The following is a 14737-nucleotide window of genomic DNA, read 5'->3' on the forward strand; positions in this document are numbered from 1 at the left end:
CGTCTCAAGCCTCCCCTTCCCGAAACATCGACAACGCCTGCACGGTTTGCCCCAGCATCTGCGTGGCCTCTTCGAGCGATGGCGCGACGTAATCGTCGATGCGCTTGAGAAACGGGCAGGTGAGCGCAGCAATGGCCTGCCCGGACGGTCCCAGGACCGGAAACGTCACATCGGTCACGCCGAAAATCTGCTGGCTGTCCTTGCGCGAAAACCCCGTCGCCTGGATCTGCGCACACGCGCGCTCCAATGCGGCATGGTCGATGGCGACTTCGCCCTTCACCTTGGTATGTTCCGCGAGCATCAGGGCGCGCTGCTCCGCGTTTTGATACGCGAGGATCGTGCGCCCGGAACTCGTATCCACGAGACCCACGCGCGAGCCCAGCCGCACCGCGATCCCCCACGTGCCCGGGCCGTCCACCTGGGCGATCACGAGCAGATTGCCACGGTCGTACACGGCGAGGTGACAGGACTGCTCGGCGTCGTTGGCGAAGCGCTGCATGAGCGGCAGCGCCTCGGCGATCAGGCGCTCCATCGGCGGATGGCGATGCGCCAGCGCAAAGAGCTTGAGGCTGAGCGCGTATCGATCACCGGCTTCCGAGCGCATCACGTACTGGCGCGCCACCAGACGCTCCAGCATCCGGTAGATCTCGCTGGCGTTGCGCCCGAGCGCCTTGGTGATCTCCGCGCGCGTGAGGCCGCCGCGCTGCTCCGCCAGCAGTTCCAGAATGTCCAGACCTTTGTCGAGCGCGGGCGCGCGATAGCGGTCCGCGTCGTCCCTTTCCCCGGCTTCCGATGTTTCCGGCGCACTCAAGGGCGCTTCGTCGCGTGGCTTGCGTGAGTTGGTTTTCATGTGTCGATTCTTTGTTTGTCCCAGGGAAATCACGGACGGTTGCTGCAGCGCACATTCCTTGACCTTGTGTCGTGCGTATATGAATAATAGGTTCACTGGTGAACATACACCAGCGTCGTCTGAAAAGGAAAGAGCAGTCGCAGCGCCGCAGGCGTGCTTCGCTTTATCTCGCGGGCGCGGCGCACACGGATGGTTCCACAACGAAAGAACCGACGAAATCAGCGTCGACAGGAGACAGTCATGGCGTTCGCATCCGGGCTTCCCACGGCCCGCCGCTCCACTTCCAGGCGCCATGCGCGCGCTTTCGCGAAGACGTTCTGCGCCGTCGCCGCCTGCGTTGCGACGCTCGCCGCGCCCGCTGCGTCGCGCGCCGCCGACCTGGGCAAGGTCGGGCTTGGCCTGCCGCTGCTGACTTCGCCATTCTGGCAGTCGTACAACAACTACCTCGGCGTCTACGCGAAGCAGATGGGCATCGACATTCTCGCGCCCGTGAATTCGAACAACGACCCCGCGCAGCAGATCACGGACATGAACAACATGATCAATCTGGGCGCGAAGGGGATCGTGGTGGGGCCGATCGATTCGGCCGCCATCAGCCGCGCGCTGGATAACGCCGCGCAGAAGAACGTCAAGGTGGTGGCCGTCGACGTCGCGCCCACGCAGGGCACCGTGGCGATGGTGGTGCGCGCCGACAATCGCGCTTACGGCGAAAAGGCCTGCCAGTACATCGGCGAGCATGTGAAGTCGGGCAAGGTGGTGCAGATCATGGGCGATCTCGCTTCGGTGAACGGGCGCGATCGTTCGGAGGCGTTTCGTGCCTGCCTGAAGCGTTATCCGAATCTCTCGCTACTGGAGATTCCGGCGGGCTGGAAGGGCGATGTGGCCGCGAGCGCGCTGGACAGCCTGCTCACGGCCAATCCGGATCTCAAGGCGATCTATATGCAAGCGGGCGGCGTCTATCTCTCGCCCACCTTGCAGACGCTGCGACGCAAGCAACTGTTGTTTCCCGCAGGCGATGCGAAGCACATCGTGATTGTTTCCAATGACGGCATTCCGCAGGAGTACGACGCAATCCGCAAGGGCGAAATCGACGCTACGGTTTCGCAGCCTGCCGATCTCTACGCGAAATACGGCCTCTATTACATCAAGGCCGCGCTGGAGGGCAAAACCTTCAAGCCGGGCAAGACCGATCACGACAGCAACATCATCCAGTTGCAGCCTGGCGTGCTTGAAGACCAGTTGCCCGCGCCGCTCGTGACGAAGCAGAACGTCGACGACAAGAACCTCTGGGGCAACACGATCAAATGAGCGATCGAAGCCAGGATCGTCTGGACGCCGCGCCGCTCTCGCTTTCACGCGAGCGCGCGGCTAAAGCGTTGCCGCCGGTGGTGGAGGCGAGCGGCGTGACGCGGCGTTTCGGCTCCACGGCGGCGCTCTCGAATGTGAGCCTGCGCGTGATGGCGGGTGAATCGCACGCGCTGGTGGGGCGCAACGGCGCGGGCAAATCGACGCTCGTGTCGATCCTCACGGGTCTGCGCAAGCCCGACGAAGGCACGGTGCGTTTCAACGGCGAAGCCGCGCCTTCCATCGCCGACCGCGACGCGTGGCGCGAGCGCGTCGCCTGCGTGTATCAACACTCGACGATCATTCGCGATCTCACCGTCGCCGAGAATCTTTTCATCAATCGTCAGCCCACCAAGCGCGGCGTGATCGACTGGACCACCATGCGCCGCGATGCGCGTGCGCTGCTCGATCACTGGCGCATCGACGTGCGCGAGGACGCGCGCGCGGGCGATCTCACGGTGGAGGCGCGCCAGCTCGTGGAGATCGCGCGGGCGCTTTCGTACGGCGCGCGTTTCATCATCCTCGACGAACCCACCGCGCAGCTCGACGGCGAAGAGATCAAGCGGCTTTTTCGCCGTATCGACGAACTGCAGCGCGAGGGCGTGACGTTTTTGTTCATCTCGCACCATCTGCAGGAGGTGTACGAGATTTGCCAGGCGGTGACGGTGCTGCGCGATGCGCGCCACATCGTCAGCGCGAGCGTGGCCGAATTGCCGCGTGAACGTCTGATCGAAGCGATGACAGGCGAGCGCGGCGGCCTCAATGTCGCCGATGCAGCGGCGCGCCCGGCCTTGCCTGCCGATGCGCGCATCGCGCTGGACGTACGCGGCATTGGCGGCGCGGATTACAGCGGCGTGTCGTTTCAGGTGCGGCGCGGCGAAGTCGTGGGCCTGACGGGCGCGACCAGCAGCGGGCGCACGAGCGTGGGCGAAGCGATCGCGGGCCTCAGCGCGCAAACGCAGGGCGAGATCCGCGTGAACGGTGCGGCGCTTAAACCCGGCGACGTGCCGGACGCGCTCGCACACGGTGTCGGCTGCGTGCCGAAGGATCGCCATCACGAAGGGCTCGTGCTCACGCAATCCATCGCCGAAAACGCGTCGATGACGATTGCGGGCTTGCTGGGGCGTCTGGGCTTTGCGCCGCCCGCGAAAAAGCATCTCGTTGGCCGACGCATGATCGAAGCGCTCGGCATCGTCGCGCAGGGACCGGACCATGTGGTGTCGGGGCTGTCGGGCGGCAATCAGCAAAAGGTGGTAATGGCGCGTGCGCTGGCGAGCAATCCCGAAGTGCTCGTGCTGATCGATCCCACGGCGGGCGTGGATGTGAAATCGAAAGAGGCGCTGCTTTCGGTCGTCGACCGCGTGCGCGACGAAGGCAAGGCCGTGCTGGTGGTATCGAGCGAACTCGATGATCTGCGCACCTGCGACCGTGTGCTCGTGATGTTTCGCGGCAACGTGGTGGCGGAATTCGCGGCGGGCTGGCAGGACCACGAACTGATTGCATCGGTTGAAGGAGTCGATCTTCATGAAGCCTAGTCTTTCCACTCCGGCGCTCGCGGCGGGGCAAGCCGATGCGGCATACACGGGCGGCCGCCGCGCCAGACCGCGCATCGAATTCGCACGCCTGCGCGATCTCGCGCTGTTGCCCGCGCTGGTGCTGTTGATTGCGATTGGCGGCTTTGTCAGCCCGAGCTTTCTGACGAAGGCGAATCTGATCAGCGTGCTGGGCGCTTCGGCCGCGCTCGCGCTGGTGGTGCTGGCCGAATCGCTGATCGTGCTGACTGGCAAGTTCGATCTTTCGCTCGAATCGACAGTGGGCATTGCGCCTGCCGTGGGCGCGATGCTGGTGATGCCGGCCGCGTCGGCGGGATTCGGCACGCAATGGCCCGCATTGGCAGGATTGCTCATGATTGTCGCCGTGGGCGCGTTGATCGGTTTCGTCAACGGTTTTCTGGTCGTGCGGCTGCGCCTGAACGCCTTCATCGTCACGCTGGCCATGCTGATCGTGCTGCGCGGCATGTTGGTCGGGGCCACCAAGGGCGGCACGCTGTTCGACATGCCGCCGTCGTTTTTCGCGCTGGCGACGACGATCGTGCTGGGCTTGCCGCTTTCGGTGTGGCTCGCAGCAGCGGCGTTTGCCTTGGCGGCGTTCATGCTGCGCTATCACCGCATTGGCCGCGCGCTCTACGCGATCGGCGGCAATCCCGATGCAGCGCGCGCGGCGGGCATTCGCGTGGAGCGCATCACGTGGGGCGTGTTCGTGCTCGGCAGCATTCTGGCGGCGTTAGGTGGGCTGATCGTGACGGGCTATGTGGGTGCGATCAACGCGAACCAGGGCAACGGCATGATCTTCACCGTGTTCGCGGCGGCGGTGATCGGCGGGATTTCGCTCGACGGCGGCAAGGGCACGATGTTCGGCGCGCTGCTGGGCGTGTTGCTGCTTGGCGTGGTGCAGAACCTGCTGACGCTCGCGCAGGTGCCGTCGTTCTGGGTGCAGGCGATCTACGGCGCGATCATCCTTGGCTCGCTGATGGTGGCGCGACTCGCGGGCGGCGAAGCCCAGAACTGAAGCCAGGAGACGAGCCTTGACCGATCGCGTCATAACACACAGCACCGATGCGCGCCTCATCCTGCTCGCGCCCGACGACAACTGCCTGATCGCAGCCGCGCGCCTGCCTGCTGGCGAGACGCTCGACATCGAGGGCGAACGCGTGACGCTCGCCAGGACCATCGAGCTTGGCCACAAGGTTGCCCGACGCGCGCTCGTCAAAGACGAAAAGGTCTTGCGATATGGCGCGCGCATCGGCCACGTGACGATGGATGTAGCGCGCGGCGAGCATCTGCATACGCACAACCTCGAAAGCGATTATCTGCCGACCTATACGCACGACGCAGGCCACGAGTTCATCTCGCACCAGGAAACATCATGAGCGAAACGCACGTCAGTTCGCCGAATGAATCGTCGCCGATGCTCGAAGGCTGGCTGCGCAGCGATGGCCGCAAGGGCATCCGCAACGTGGTCGCTGTCGCGTATCTGGTCGAGTGCGCACATCATGTGGCGCGCGAAATCGTCGCGCAGTTTCGTGAGCCCTTCGATGCGTTCGTCGACGCAGAGGCACACAGCAAAGCCCCCGTGCATCTGATCGGCTTTCCGGGTTGCTACCCGAATGGCTATGCAGAAAAGATGATGACGCGCCTCACCACGCACCCGAACGTGGGCGCGGTGCTGTTTGTTTCGCTGGGCTGCGAGAGCATGAACAAGCACTATCTCGTCGAGCAGGTGCGCGCGAGCGGCCGGCCCGTTGAAGTGCTGACGATCCAGGAAAAAGGCGGCACGCGCAGCACGATCCAGTACGGTATGGACTGGGTGCGCGAGGCGCGTGCGCAACTGGCGCTGCAAAAGAAAGTACCGATGCGCCTGGACGAACTGGTCGTCGGCACCATTTGCGGCGGCTCGGACGGCACGAGCGGCATCACGGCGAATCCCGCGGTGGGGCGCGCCTTCGATCGCCTGATCGAGGCGGGCGCGGCCTGTCTGTTCGAGGAAACGGGCGAACTGGTGGGCTGCGAATACCACATGAAAAGCCGTGCCGCGCGGCCCGAACTGGGCGATGAAATCGTCGCGTGCGTGGCGAAGGCGGCGCGCTATTACTCGATCCTCGGGCACGGCTCGTTCGCGGTAGGCAATGCCGATGGCGGCCTCACCACCCAGGAAGAAAAGTCGCTGGGCGCTTATGCGAAGAGCGGAGCATCGCCGATTGTCGGCATCGTGAAGCCGGGCGATGTGCCGCCCACGGGCGGTCTCTATCTACTGGACGTGGTGCCGGATGGCGAGCCACGGTTCGGCTTCCCGAATATCAGCGATAACGCGGAAATCGCCGAGCTGATCGCGTGCGGCGCGCATGTGATTCTCTTCACGACCGGACGCGGCTCGGTGGTGGGTTCGGCGCTCTCGCCGGTCATCAAGGTTTGCGCAAATCCGCTCACGTATCGCAATCTCGCGGGCGATATGGATGTGGACGCGGGCCGCATCCTGGAAGGCCGCGCCACGCTGGAGGACGTCGGGCGCGAGGTGTTCGACGTCACGCTGGAGGTGGCGCGCGGCGTGCGCTCGAAGTCCGAATCGCTCGGGCATCAGGAATTCATCCTCACCTACAAGACTTTCGAGCCGGTTGGGCCTGCGTGCCTGCCGGCGAGCGCGCGCGTGGCGATTCCCGTCGTTGCATCGCATTGACACTGAGTTGAGCACACGTCTGAGTACACGCGAGTACACGCATCGCAAGGAGTTCGCCCGCATGACGCCGCAGCACGCCCCGCATATTGCGCAACGCCGTCGCATCGGCCGTACAAAGCTGGAAGTGAGCGCGCTGAGTCTTGGCACTGCGCCGCTCGGCGGTCTCTACCGCGATCTATCCGATGAAGAGGCGCAGGCAACCGTCGATGCCGCGTGGGACGTCGGCGTGCGCTTTTTCGATACCGCGCCGCATTACGGCCACACCCGAGCCGAGCACCGGCTGGGTGCGGCGTTGCGGCGTTATCCGCGCAATGAATACGTGCTGTCGACCAAGGTGGGCCGCCGCTTCGTGCCGCGCACGCATGCGTATGACGGCAGCGAGGGGTGGCAGAATCCGCTGCCTTTCGAGGCGATCTACGACTACACGCACGAGGGCATCCTGCGGTCGTACGAAGATAGCCAGCAGCGTCTGGGCATGGTCGATATCGACATTCTGCTGGTGCACGACATCGGCACGTTCACGCACGGCGAACGCAATGCGCACTACTGGCGGCAACTGAGCGAAGGCGGCGGCTTTCGCGCGCTCGACGAACTGCGGGCGTCGGGGGCGGTGAAGGCGGTCGGTTTTGGCGTGAACGAGCGCGCAGTGATCCGCGATGCAATGCGTGAATTCGATCTCGATTGCGCGTTGCTGGCGGGCCGCTATACCTTGCTCGAACAATCGCCGCTGGACGATCTGCTGCCGGAGTGCGTCGAACGCGGCGTGAGCATTCTGCTGGGCGGCGCGTTCAACTCTGGCATTCTCGCGCGCGGCCTGGAGGGCGATCGCAAATTCAATTACGGCGATGCGCCGCCGGACGTCGTGGCGCGCGTGGCGAAACTCGACGCCGTATGTCGTCGCTTCAAGGTGCCACTCGCGGCGGCGGCGCTGCAGTTTCCCTATGCGCATCCTGCCGTGGCGACGGTGCTGACCGGCGCACGCAGTGCGATGGAACTGCGCGAGAACGCGGCGTCGTTCGAGACGCCGTTGCCGCGCGTGTTCTGGCTGGCCTTGCGCGACGAAGGACTGATCGATGCGCGCGCGCCGCTGCCCGGAACGGGATGCACGTCGCGATGACCGCTGCGATGACCGCTCAAGCAGACGCCGAACCCATCGACGCGCATCAGCATTACTGGGACCCGGCGCGCGGCGATTATGGCTGGCTCACGCCCGAACTCACCACGCTTTATCGGCGCTTTCTGCCCGAGGATCTTGCGCCGCTGCGCGCGCGTTGCGGCGTGGCGCGCACGGTGGTCGTGCAGGCCGCGCCGACGCTCGAAGAAACGCGCTATCTGCTCGACCTCGCGCGCGCCGACGCTTCAATTGCGGGCGTGGTGGGCTGGGTCCCGCTCGACGACCCGCAGGCGCCGGAAATCATCGCGGATCTCGCGCAAGAACCCAAGCTGCGCGCCGTGCGCCCGATGCTGCAAGACTTGCCCGACGACAACTGGATCGCCACCGCCGATATCGCGCGGGGCGTGCAGGCGCTTATCGCGCACGACCTCGCTTTCGACGCGCTGATCTTCACGCGTCATGCCGCGGCGCTAGAACGTTTTCTTGCGCGCTATCCCGCGCTGCGCGTGGTGATCGATCACGGCGCGAAGCCGCCGATCCGCGACGGCGCAGCGGGTTTCGACGCCTGGGCGCACGCCATCGCGCGGCTCGCGCGTTTCGAGCAGGTGTGCGGCAAGGTCTCGGGCCTCGCCACCGAAGCTGGGCCCGGCTGGGACGATGACAGCTTGCGCCCTTACATCGCGCATCTGCTGGCGAGTTTCGGTGCGAATCGTCTGATGTGGGGCAGCGACTGGCCCGTGCTCAATCTCAACGGCGATTACGCGCGCTGGCACGCCAGCGCCCAGCGCGTGTTCGCCCATCTCGGCGCGCACGAACGTGCGGCGATTTTCGGCGGCAACGCGGCGGCTTTTTATCGTTTGAGCGCGGCGGCGTAGCGTCTCCGCCGCCGTCCAGCCGGTTAGACAAGGCCGCCGAAAGCGCCGCGACGCAAAGCGGCTCGCCATAATGGCCGCATTCGCGGGATTCACGTTTTTCACCGTATCGACCGGAGTGGACGATGGGACAACGACTGGCCGGCAAGACGGCCTTGATCACCGCAGCGGGCCAGGGCATCGGCTACGCGGCCGCAGAACTGTTCGCACGCGAAGGCGCGCGCGTGATTGCGACGGACGTGCGTATCGACGCACTCGCGAAACTGCCCGTCGAAGCGCGTACGCTCGATGTGCGCGATAGCGCGTCCATCGCCTCGTTCGCGCAGGAACTGGGCGCCATCGACGTGCTGTTCAACTGCGCGGGCTTCGTGCACGCGGGATCGATCCTCGAAGCGAGCGAATCCGATTGGGACTTCGCCTTCGATCTGAACGCCAAGGCCATGTTTCGCACCATTCGCGCGTTCCTGCCCGCGATGCTGGAGGCGGGCGGCGGCTCGATCATCAATATGTCGTCGGCGGCGTCGAGCGTGAAGGGCGTGCCCAACCGCTTCGTCTACGGCGCGTCCAAAGCCGCTGTGATAGGGTTGACCAAGGCCGTGGCCGCCGATTTCGTGACGCGCGGCATCCGCTGCAATGCGATCTGTCCGGGCACCGTGGCGTCGCCCTCGCTGGAGGAGCGTATCGCCGCACAGGCGGCGGCGCAGGGCACCAGCGTGGACGCGGCGCGCGCCGCCTTCGTCGCGCGTCAGCCGATGGGCCGCGTGGGCAAGACCGAGGAAATCGCCGCGCTGGCGCTCTATCTTGCGTCGGACGAATCGGCGTTTACGACCGGCCAGGCGCATGTGATCGACGGCGGCTGGTCGAATTGAAGCCGCGCTGCCGTGCGCAAAAAGAATCTGTGAAGAGACGAGGAAGATAGACGATGAAACTGCTTCGCTATGGCCCGAAGGGGCACGAAAAGCCGGGTCTGGTCGACGCCCAGGGCCGTATCCGCGCACTCTCGGGCAATGTGGCCGATATCGCGGGCGACGTGCTCTCCGACGCGGGCCTCGCGCAACTGCGCACGATCGATCCGCAAACGCTGCCGCTGGTCGAGGGCGATCCGCGCATCGGCGCCTGCGTGGGCCACATCGGCAAGATGGTGTGCATCGGCCTGAATTACGCCGATCACGCCGCCGAATCGAACATGCCGATCCCCGCCGAGCCGGTCATCTTCAACAAGTGGACGAGCGCCATCGTCGGCCCGAACGACGATATCGAGATCCCGCGTGGCTCGACCAAGACCGACTGGGAAGTGGAACTGGGCGTGGTGATCGGCAAGCACACGAAGAACGTGAGCGAGGCCGAGGCGCTCGATCATGTGGCGGGCTATTGCATCGTCAATGACGTGTCCGAGCGCGAATGGCAGATCGAGCGCGGCGGCCAGTGGGACAAGGGTAAGGGTTTCGACACCTTTGGCCCGACCGGGCCGTGGCTCGTCACGCGCGACGAAGTGCCCGATCCGCAGAATCTATCGCTGTGGCTCGAAGTGGACGGTCATCGCTACCAGAACGGCAATACGCGCACGATGATCTTCACGGTCGCGAAGATCGTGTCGTACGTGTCGCAGTGCATGAGCCTGCAGCCGGGCGATGTGATTTCCACCGGCACGCCGCCGGGCGTCGGCATGGGCGTGAAGCCGAATCCCGTGTTCCTGAAGGCGGGGCAGACCGTGCGCGTGGGCATCGAAGGCCTGGGCGTGCAGCAGCAGAAGACGCGCGCGGCGGAATAACGCCTTCCTGCGCACATGGACAAACGGCCGCGAAGTTTCGCGGCCGTTTTCGTTTCAGACACGTTTCGCCTTGCAGCGTCCGTCACACGGGTGAATGCACCGTTTCGCCGTTCGCGTCGCCCATCCTGCTGACCGTTCCCTGCGCGAGCGCGACCAGCCGCTCGCCGCCGTCCTCCATCACGAACACGCTGCACTGGCAGGTCGCCTGCTGACGCCCCGCGTGGACCACGCGCGCCCGCGCCATCAGCGTGCCCGAGAGCGCCGGCCTCAGGTAGTTGATCTTGTATTCGCCCGTGACGACGCGCGGCCCGAGGGCCAGCGCGCCCGCGAAGGTCAGCGCGTTGTCGGCGAGATACGAGATTACGCCGCCGTGCACGAAGCCGTGCTGCTGCTTGAGATCGTCGCGTACGGGCAGGCGTAGCGTCAGCTCGTCGGGGCCGACGTGCATCAATTCAGTGCCCAGCAACATGCTGAACGGCTGCGCCATCAGCGCGCCGCGTGCGCGGTCAACCAGATCGGTCATGGAAGCCTTCCCCGGGACTGCGCCCGCATCAATTCATAACCACACTAGGACGCGAGTTGCGGCGGCGCAAGGTGAATCGGAGGCCGTTGCCTCAGGAATTGTTGCGGGAAACGAAGGGAATCGTCGAGAAAGCAGGCGGATTGCCGTTTTGAAACGATCTGTCGCTGTTTTGATGCTGAAATTTCACACTTTTAGGCTCAATACAACGTTTGCCCCTGCCGTAAACCCCAGTGCAGGCGCGCGCGACACCCATGCGTTCGCCGATCCCACACTCACTGCCATCCCAGGTGTTCAAGATGTTCAGCAAGATCAAGGTCGCATCCGGCCTTCTATGCGTTCTAGTCGCATTCTGCGTACTTCAGCTCGTGACCGAGGGGCTCGGCTTCTGGTCGCTCACCCGCACGCACGACGACGTCAAGGACCTCTCCAAAGTCGCGCTGCGTCAGGCCAGCGCCGCCAACGAAACCACCCAGCATTTGATGGACGCGCGCATCAACCTGTCGCGCGCGGGCACCCGACTGATCAAAGGCGGCGGCGCAGCGCCGACCGACATCATCGGCCACGCCCAGGAGCAGCTGACGGCCGCCGACCAGTCGTTCGCCACGCTCAACGCCGTCGAGCCGATCAACGACGAGGACCGCACCCGCGTGGCGGCGCTCGGTCAGCGTTATCAGGTCTATCACAAGGCGCTCGCCGAGCTTGTCGACGACCTGAACGCCAACAACATTCAGGCCTTCCTCGACCAGCCGACGCAGTCCTATCAGGACGCTTACCTGGCTGAGCTGCAGGAATTCGCGCGTTTCAGCGCAGCGGCCAGCAAAAGCTCGCTGGAGTCGATCGATTCGCGCCTCGCCGTGTTCCAGAGCGTGGGCATCGTGATCCTGATCGGGCTGATCGCCCTGGCGACTGGCGTGCACTTCGGGCTGCGCAACGGCGTGGTCGAGCCGCTTGAGGAGGCGGGCCGTCACTTCGACCGCATCGCACGCGGGCGTCTGGACGAAACCGTGGCCGCGCGCGGCGATAACGAAATCGGCCGGCTGTTCCGCGGCATTGCGATGATGCAGGCGAGCCTTGCGCGCACGGTGCATACGGTGCGCGAAACGGCGGGCGGCATCAACGTGGGCGCGGACGAAATCGCCACCGGCAACGCCGATCTGTCGGCCCGTACGGAGTCGCAGGCCGCGTCGCTCGAAGAAACGGCGGCCAGCATGGAAGAACTCACGGGTACGGTGCGCAACACCGCCGAAAACGCCCGCGAAGCCAACGCACTGGCCGAAGCCGCGCTCGACGCGACTTCGCGCGGCGGCGCGGTGGTGGGCGAAGTGGTCGAGCGCATGCACGCGATTGCGCAAAGCTCGGACAAGATCGCCGAGATCATCGGCGTGATCGACGGCATCGCCTTCCAGACCAATATTCTGGCGCTCAACGCGGCGGTGGAAGCGGCGCGCGCGGGCGAGCAGGGCCGAGGCTTCGCCGTGGTGGCGGGCGAGGTGCGCGGTCTCGCGCAACGCAGCGCGCAATCGGCCAAGGAAATCAAGACGCTGATCAGCGAGTCGGTCTCGCAGATTCGCGGCGGTTCGGAACTGGTCGAGCGCGCGGGCGAATCGATGCGCGAAGTGTCGACCTCGATTTCGCGCGCCACGCAGATGATGGCGGGCATCAGCGCCTCGTCGCTGGAGCAGAGCGCGGGTATCGATCAGGTGAATACGGCTGTGTCGCAGATGGACCAGATGACGCAGCAGAACGCGGCGCTGGTGGAGGAAGCGGCGGCGGCCGCGGCTTCGCTGCATCAGCAGACGCGCCAGCTTGCCGAAGCCGTGGCGGCGTTCGAGATTTCGCCGGCGGTGCTGGCCGAAGGACGTCATCTCGCCGAGATGACGGCTAGCGCGTCGCGCAAGGAGCCGGACGGGGCGTTCGCGACGGCCTGAGCTTTTCAGACCGTTTAGACGGTCAGCGCTTCAGCCTGAAGAAAGGGCGGCCACGACAGTGAGCCGCCCTTTTTGCGTTTTATCGCCCCAGCGCGCTGTATGCCGTGAGCAGGTGATAGGGCGTGGTCGACGGCATATCGGCGCGGGCGATGTCGCCGTTCGCGCTGCGGCATTCGATCCAGCCTTGCGGCGTCAGAAAACGTCCGGCGAATCTTTCGATCTGGCCGCTTAAGGTTGCGCGCACAACGGTATCGCCATGTGTGGCGATCGCGCGCAGATATTCCGTTTGCGCCCAGATGCGCTGTGTGGCGTCGGTCACGCGGCCGCTTTCATCGGTGGCCGCCGCCACCGCGCCGGTGAGCGGGTCCACGCCGTGCTTCACGGCAAAGGCGAAGGCGCGCACGAGGGCGTCCTGTAGCCCGGACTCGCCCAGTCGCTTCTCGCCGGCCTGCGCCGCAAGCCAGAACCATTCGAACTGATGTCCCGGCTCCAGCCGGTTGCCTGCCGCGCCGAGCGGCAATTCGGCGATACAGCCCGTGGGCGTGTGCAGGAAGCCGCGTGCAAGCGCTTCGCACAGCCGCGTGATGGCGGTGTCGAAGGCGGCGTCGCCGGTGGCGTCGCGGGCCACGAGCCAGGCTTCGGTCAGATGCATCAACGGGTTCTGCAGCGGGCCGCCGGTGACGTTCGCGAACGAGGCGTCGAGGGCCGATTGCAGCAGGCCGTCGGGCGCCTTGAAGCGGTCGAGGATCAGCGCGGAGGTCTCGCGCGCCGTATCGAGCGCTTCGCTTACGCCAAAGCGCTGGCCATAGGCCGAGCACGCGAACACCACGAAGGCGTGCGTGTAGAGGTCTTTGGTTGTGTCGAGCGGCGCGCCTTGCGGATCGACGCTGTAGAACCATCCGCCCCGTGTGCGGTCCTGAAAGGTATGGCGCAGCGATTCGAACAGCGTATGCGCGTGAGCGGCATCGCCGGCCTGCGAAAACACGAAGAGCTGGCGGGCGCAGGCCATGGCGCGATAGCGCGCGTCGGGCAAGGCTGCCGCGCCCGTGGCGTCGATGGCCTCGTGCGGCAGACGCAGCGTGGCATTGAAGCCCGGGCCGCGCCACAGCGGCAGGATGGTGCGGTCGTAGTGATCGCGCAGGCTGGCTGCGCCGGTGAATGCGTTCATGAAGAGCGTGTGCGCAAGGCGAATTCGTTGGCGCCGATTGTACGCTGCGGCGCGATCCGTCTCGAATCGATGCCTTTCTAAAGCTTGCTCCGCAAAGCAGGCCGACAAAGCAACAAAGTCAACGACAAGGAGAACGACACCATGTTGAACAACTGGGAACTCATCTCGCGGCTCATCATCGCGGCGGCGCTGGGCAGCGTCATCGGCTTCGAACGCGAACGGCTTTCTTGGGCCGCCGGGCTGCGCACGCACATGCTCGTGTGCGTGGGGTCGGCGCTCATCATGATCGTGTCGGCGTTTGGTTTCGCCGATGTGCTCAGCGCCGATCACGTCGTGCTCGACCCGTCGCGGATGGCGGCGCAGGTCGTCTCGGGCATCGGCTTCCTGGGCGCGGGCTCGATCCTGCTGCGCGGAGAGATCGTACGCGGCCTGACCACGGCGGCGAGCCTGTGGTCGGTGGCGGCGATTGGCCTGGCGGTGGGCGGCGGTCTCTATACCGCCTCGATCGCGGCAACGCTGATCATCCTCATCATTCTTGCGGGCATCAAACCGCTGGAACGCCGCTTCATCACGTTCCGGCAGCGTCGGCAGATCTCGCTGCTGGTCCAGCGCGGCACGCTTACCTTCCATTCGCTGCACGACGCGCTCGGGACTTCCAGCCCGCGCGTCAAGCAGTTCGTGGTGCAGCAAAGCGACGATTCGCCCGAGCTGGACGAGGTGATGATCGTGCTGGCGCGCGTGTCGTCGATGGAGTACGAGGCGATCTGCACGGCGCTGCGCAAGCTGGACGTCGTCAAGGAGTTTCGCGAGGACGGGCCGCAGAACTGACGGTTTGAAGATTGCGTCGATGCGTCATGGATACTTCATATTTTAGGGACGCACACCGGCAACGTTTGCGGCTAAGATGCCTGTCCAGGGCGCGCAAGGCCGATCG

14 protein-coding genes are annotated in these 14737 nt (G+C 65.2%); 11 read left to right on the plus strand and 3 right to left on the minus strand.

Going from position 1 to position 14737, the window contains the following annotated elements; all coding sequences use genetic code 11:
- Positions 1 to 4: 4 nt before the first annotated feature.
- The gene (locus tag F3J17_RS30315; protein WP_167068196.1) at positions 5 to 850 is read right to left on the minus strand and encodes an IclR family transcriptional regulator; all 846 of its coding nucleotides are present in this window, start codon (positions 848 to 850) and stop codon (positions 5 to 7) included.
- Positions 851 to 1090: 240 nt separating this feature from the next.
- Here F3J17_RS30315 and F3J17_RS30320 point away from each other — a divergent pair, with 240 nt between their 5' ends.
- From F3J17_RS30320 to F3J17_RS30360, 9 genes are all read left to right on the plus strand, one after another.
- Positions 1091 to 2158 (plus strand): sugar ABC transporter substrate-binding protein, encoded by a 1068-nt coding sequence (locus F3J17_RS30320; protein WP_167068199.1) that lies wholly within the window; start codon positions 1091 to 1093, stop codon positions 2156 to 2158.
- Positions 2155 to 3729, plus strand: coding sequence for a sugar ABC transporter ATP-binding protein (locus tag F3J17_RS30325; RefSeq protein WP_167068202.1), 1575 nt, complete (start codon positions 2155 to 2157; stop codon positions 3727 to 3729). The genes F3J17_RS30320 and F3J17_RS30325 overlap by 4 nt, the downstream gene beginning before the upstream one ends.
- Positions 3719 to 4762, plus strand: coding sequence for an ABC transporter permease (locus tag F3J17_RS30330; protein ID WP_167068205.1), 1044 nt, complete (start codon positions 3719 to 3721; stop codon positions 4760 to 4762). Before F3J17_RS30325 ends, F3J17_RS30330 begins: the two co-directional genes overlap by 11 nt.
- A 31-nt stretch (positions 4763 to 4793) precedes the next feature.
- Positions 4794 to 5123 carry a UxaA family hydrolase gene (locus F3J17_RS30335; RefSeq protein WP_167068412.1) on the plus strand — a complete coding sequence of 110 codons (330 nt, stop codon included), beginning with the start codon at positions 4794 to 4796 and terminating at the stop codon, positions 5121 to 5123.
- Positions 5120 to 6427: a UxaA family hydrolase gene (locus F3J17_RS30340; RefSeq protein ID WP_167068208.1), complete on the plus strand. Its 1308-nt coding sequence runs from the start codon at positions 5120 to 5122 to the stop codon at positions 6425 to 6427. The genes F3J17_RS30335 and F3J17_RS30340 overlap by 4 nt, the downstream gene beginning before the upstream one ends.
- A 61-nt stretch (positions 6428 to 6488) precedes the next feature.
- Positions 6489 to 7544, plus strand: coding sequence for an aldo/keto reductase (locus F3J17_RS30345; RefSeq protein ID WP_167068212.1), 1056 nt, complete (start codon positions 6489 to 6491; stop codon positions 7542 to 7544).
- Between the two features lie 8 nt (positions 7545 to 7552).
- Positions 7553 to 8416, plus strand: coding sequence for an amidohydrolase family protein (locus tag F3J17_RS30350; protein ID WP_240161218.1), 864 nt, complete (start codon positions 7553 to 7555; stop codon positions 8414 to 8416).
- 122 nt (positions 8417 to 8538) lie between these two features.
- The gene (locus F3J17_RS30355) at positions 8539 to 9282 is read left to right on the plus strand and encodes an SDR family oxidoreductase (RefSeq protein ID WP_167068218.1); all 744 of its coding nucleotides are present in this window, start codon (positions 8539 to 8541) and stop codon (positions 9280 to 9282) included.
- Positions 9283 to 9335: 53 nt separating this feature from the next.
- A complete protein-coding gene (locus F3J17_RS30360; RefSeq protein ID WP_167068221.1) occupies positions 9336 to 10184 on the plus strand; it encodes an ureidoglycolate lyase in 849 nt (282 codons plus the stop codon).
- A gap of 82 nt (positions 10185 to 10266) precedes the next feature.
- Here the strand turns inward: F3J17_RS30360 and F3J17_RS30365 are convergent, their stop codons facing one another.
- Entirely contained in the window at positions 10267 to 10707 is a 441-nt protein-coding gene (locus F3J17_RS30365) for a PaaI family thioesterase (protein WP_167068224.1), read from the minus strand.
- A 296-nt stretch (positions 10708 to 11003) separates the two neighbouring features.
- On the opposite strand from F3J17_RS30365, the gene F3J17_RS30370 reads away from it, so the two are divergent.
- A complete protein-coding gene (locus F3J17_RS30370; RefSeq protein ID WP_167068227.1) occupies positions 11004 to 12635 on the plus strand; it encodes a methyl-accepting chemotaxis protein in 1632 nt (543 codons plus the stop codon).
- Positions 12636 to 12714: 79 nt separating this feature from the next.
- On the opposite strand, the gene F3J17_RS30375 is transcribed toward F3J17_RS30370, so the two are convergent.
- A complete protein-coding gene (locus F3J17_RS30375; protein ID WP_167068230.1) occupies positions 12715 to 13803 on the minus strand; it encodes an AGE family epimerase/isomerase in 1089 nt (362 codons plus the stop codon).
- Positions 13804 to 13944: 141 nt separating this feature from the next.
- Between F3J17_RS30375 and F3J17_RS30380 the strand changes: the two genes are divergently transcribed.
- The gene (locus F3J17_RS30380) at positions 13945 to 14631 is read left to right on the plus strand and encodes an MgtC/SapB family protein (RefSeq protein WP_167068233.1); all 687 of its coding nucleotides are present in this window, start codon (positions 13945 to 13947) and stop codon (positions 14629 to 14631) included.
- The last annotated feature ends 106 nt before the right edge of the window (positions 14632 to 14737 follow it).

The sequence above is a fragment of the Burkholderia sp. Ax-1719 genome (assembly GCF_011753055.1).
Taxonomy (GTDB): domain Bacteria; phylum Pseudomonadota; class Gammaproteobacteria; order Burkholderiales; family Burkholderiaceae; genus Paraburkholderia.

Bases quoted from the DNA above. Each gene is read 5' to 3' on its own strand.
- F3J17_RS30315 (WP_167068196.1), bottom strand. From the start codon at position 850: ATGAAAACCAACTCACGCAAGCCACGCGACGAAGCGCCCTTGAGTGCG.
- F3J17_RS30320 (WP_167068199.1), top strand. From the start codon at position 1,091: ATGGCGTTCGCATCCGGGCTTCCCACGGCCCGCCGCTCCACTTCCAGG.
- F3J17_RS30325 (WP_167068202.1), top strand. From the start codon at position 2,155: ATGAGCGATCGAAGCCAGGATCGTCTGGACGCCGCGCCGCTCTCGCTT.
- F3J17_RS30330 (WP_167068205.1), top strand. From the start codon at position 3,719: ATGAAGCCTAGTCTTTCCACTCCGGCGCTCGCGGCGGGGCAAGCCGAT.
- F3J17_RS30340 (WP_167068208.1), top strand. From the start codon at position 5,120: ATGAGCGAAACGCACGTCAGTTCGCCGAATGAATCGTCGCCGATGCTC.
- F3J17_RS30345 (WP_167068212.1), top strand. From the start codon at position 6,489: ATGACGCCGCAGCACGCCCCGCATATTGCGCAACGCCGTCGCATCGGC.
- F3J17_RS30350 (WP_240161218.1), top strand. From the start codon at position 7,553: ATGACCGCTCAAGCAGACGCCGAACCCATCGACGCGCATCAGCATTAC.
- F3J17_RS30355 (WP_167068218.1), top strand. From the start codon at position 8,539: ATGGGACAACGACTGGCCGGCAAGACGGCCTTGATCACCGCAGCGGGC.
- F3J17_RS30360 (WP_167068221.1), top strand. From the start codon at position 9,336: ATGAAACTGCTTCGCTATGGCCCGAAGGGGCACGAAAAGCCGGGTCTG.
- F3J17_RS30365 (WP_167068224.1), bottom strand. From the start codon at position 10,707: ATGACCGATCTGGTTGACCGCGCACGCGGCGCGCTGATGGCGCAGCCG.
- F3J17_RS30370 (WP_167068227.1), top strand. From the start codon at position 11,004: ATGTTCAGCAAGATCAAGGTCGCATCCGGCCTTCTATGCGTTCTAGTC.
- F3J17_RS30375 (WP_167068230.1), bottom strand. From the start codon at position 13,803: ATGAACGCATTCACCGGCGCAGCCAGCCTGCGCGATCACTACGACCGC.
- F3J17_RS30380 (WP_167068233.1), top strand. From the start codon at position 13,945: ATGTTGAACAACTGGGAACTCATCTCGCGGCTCATCATCGCGGCGGCG.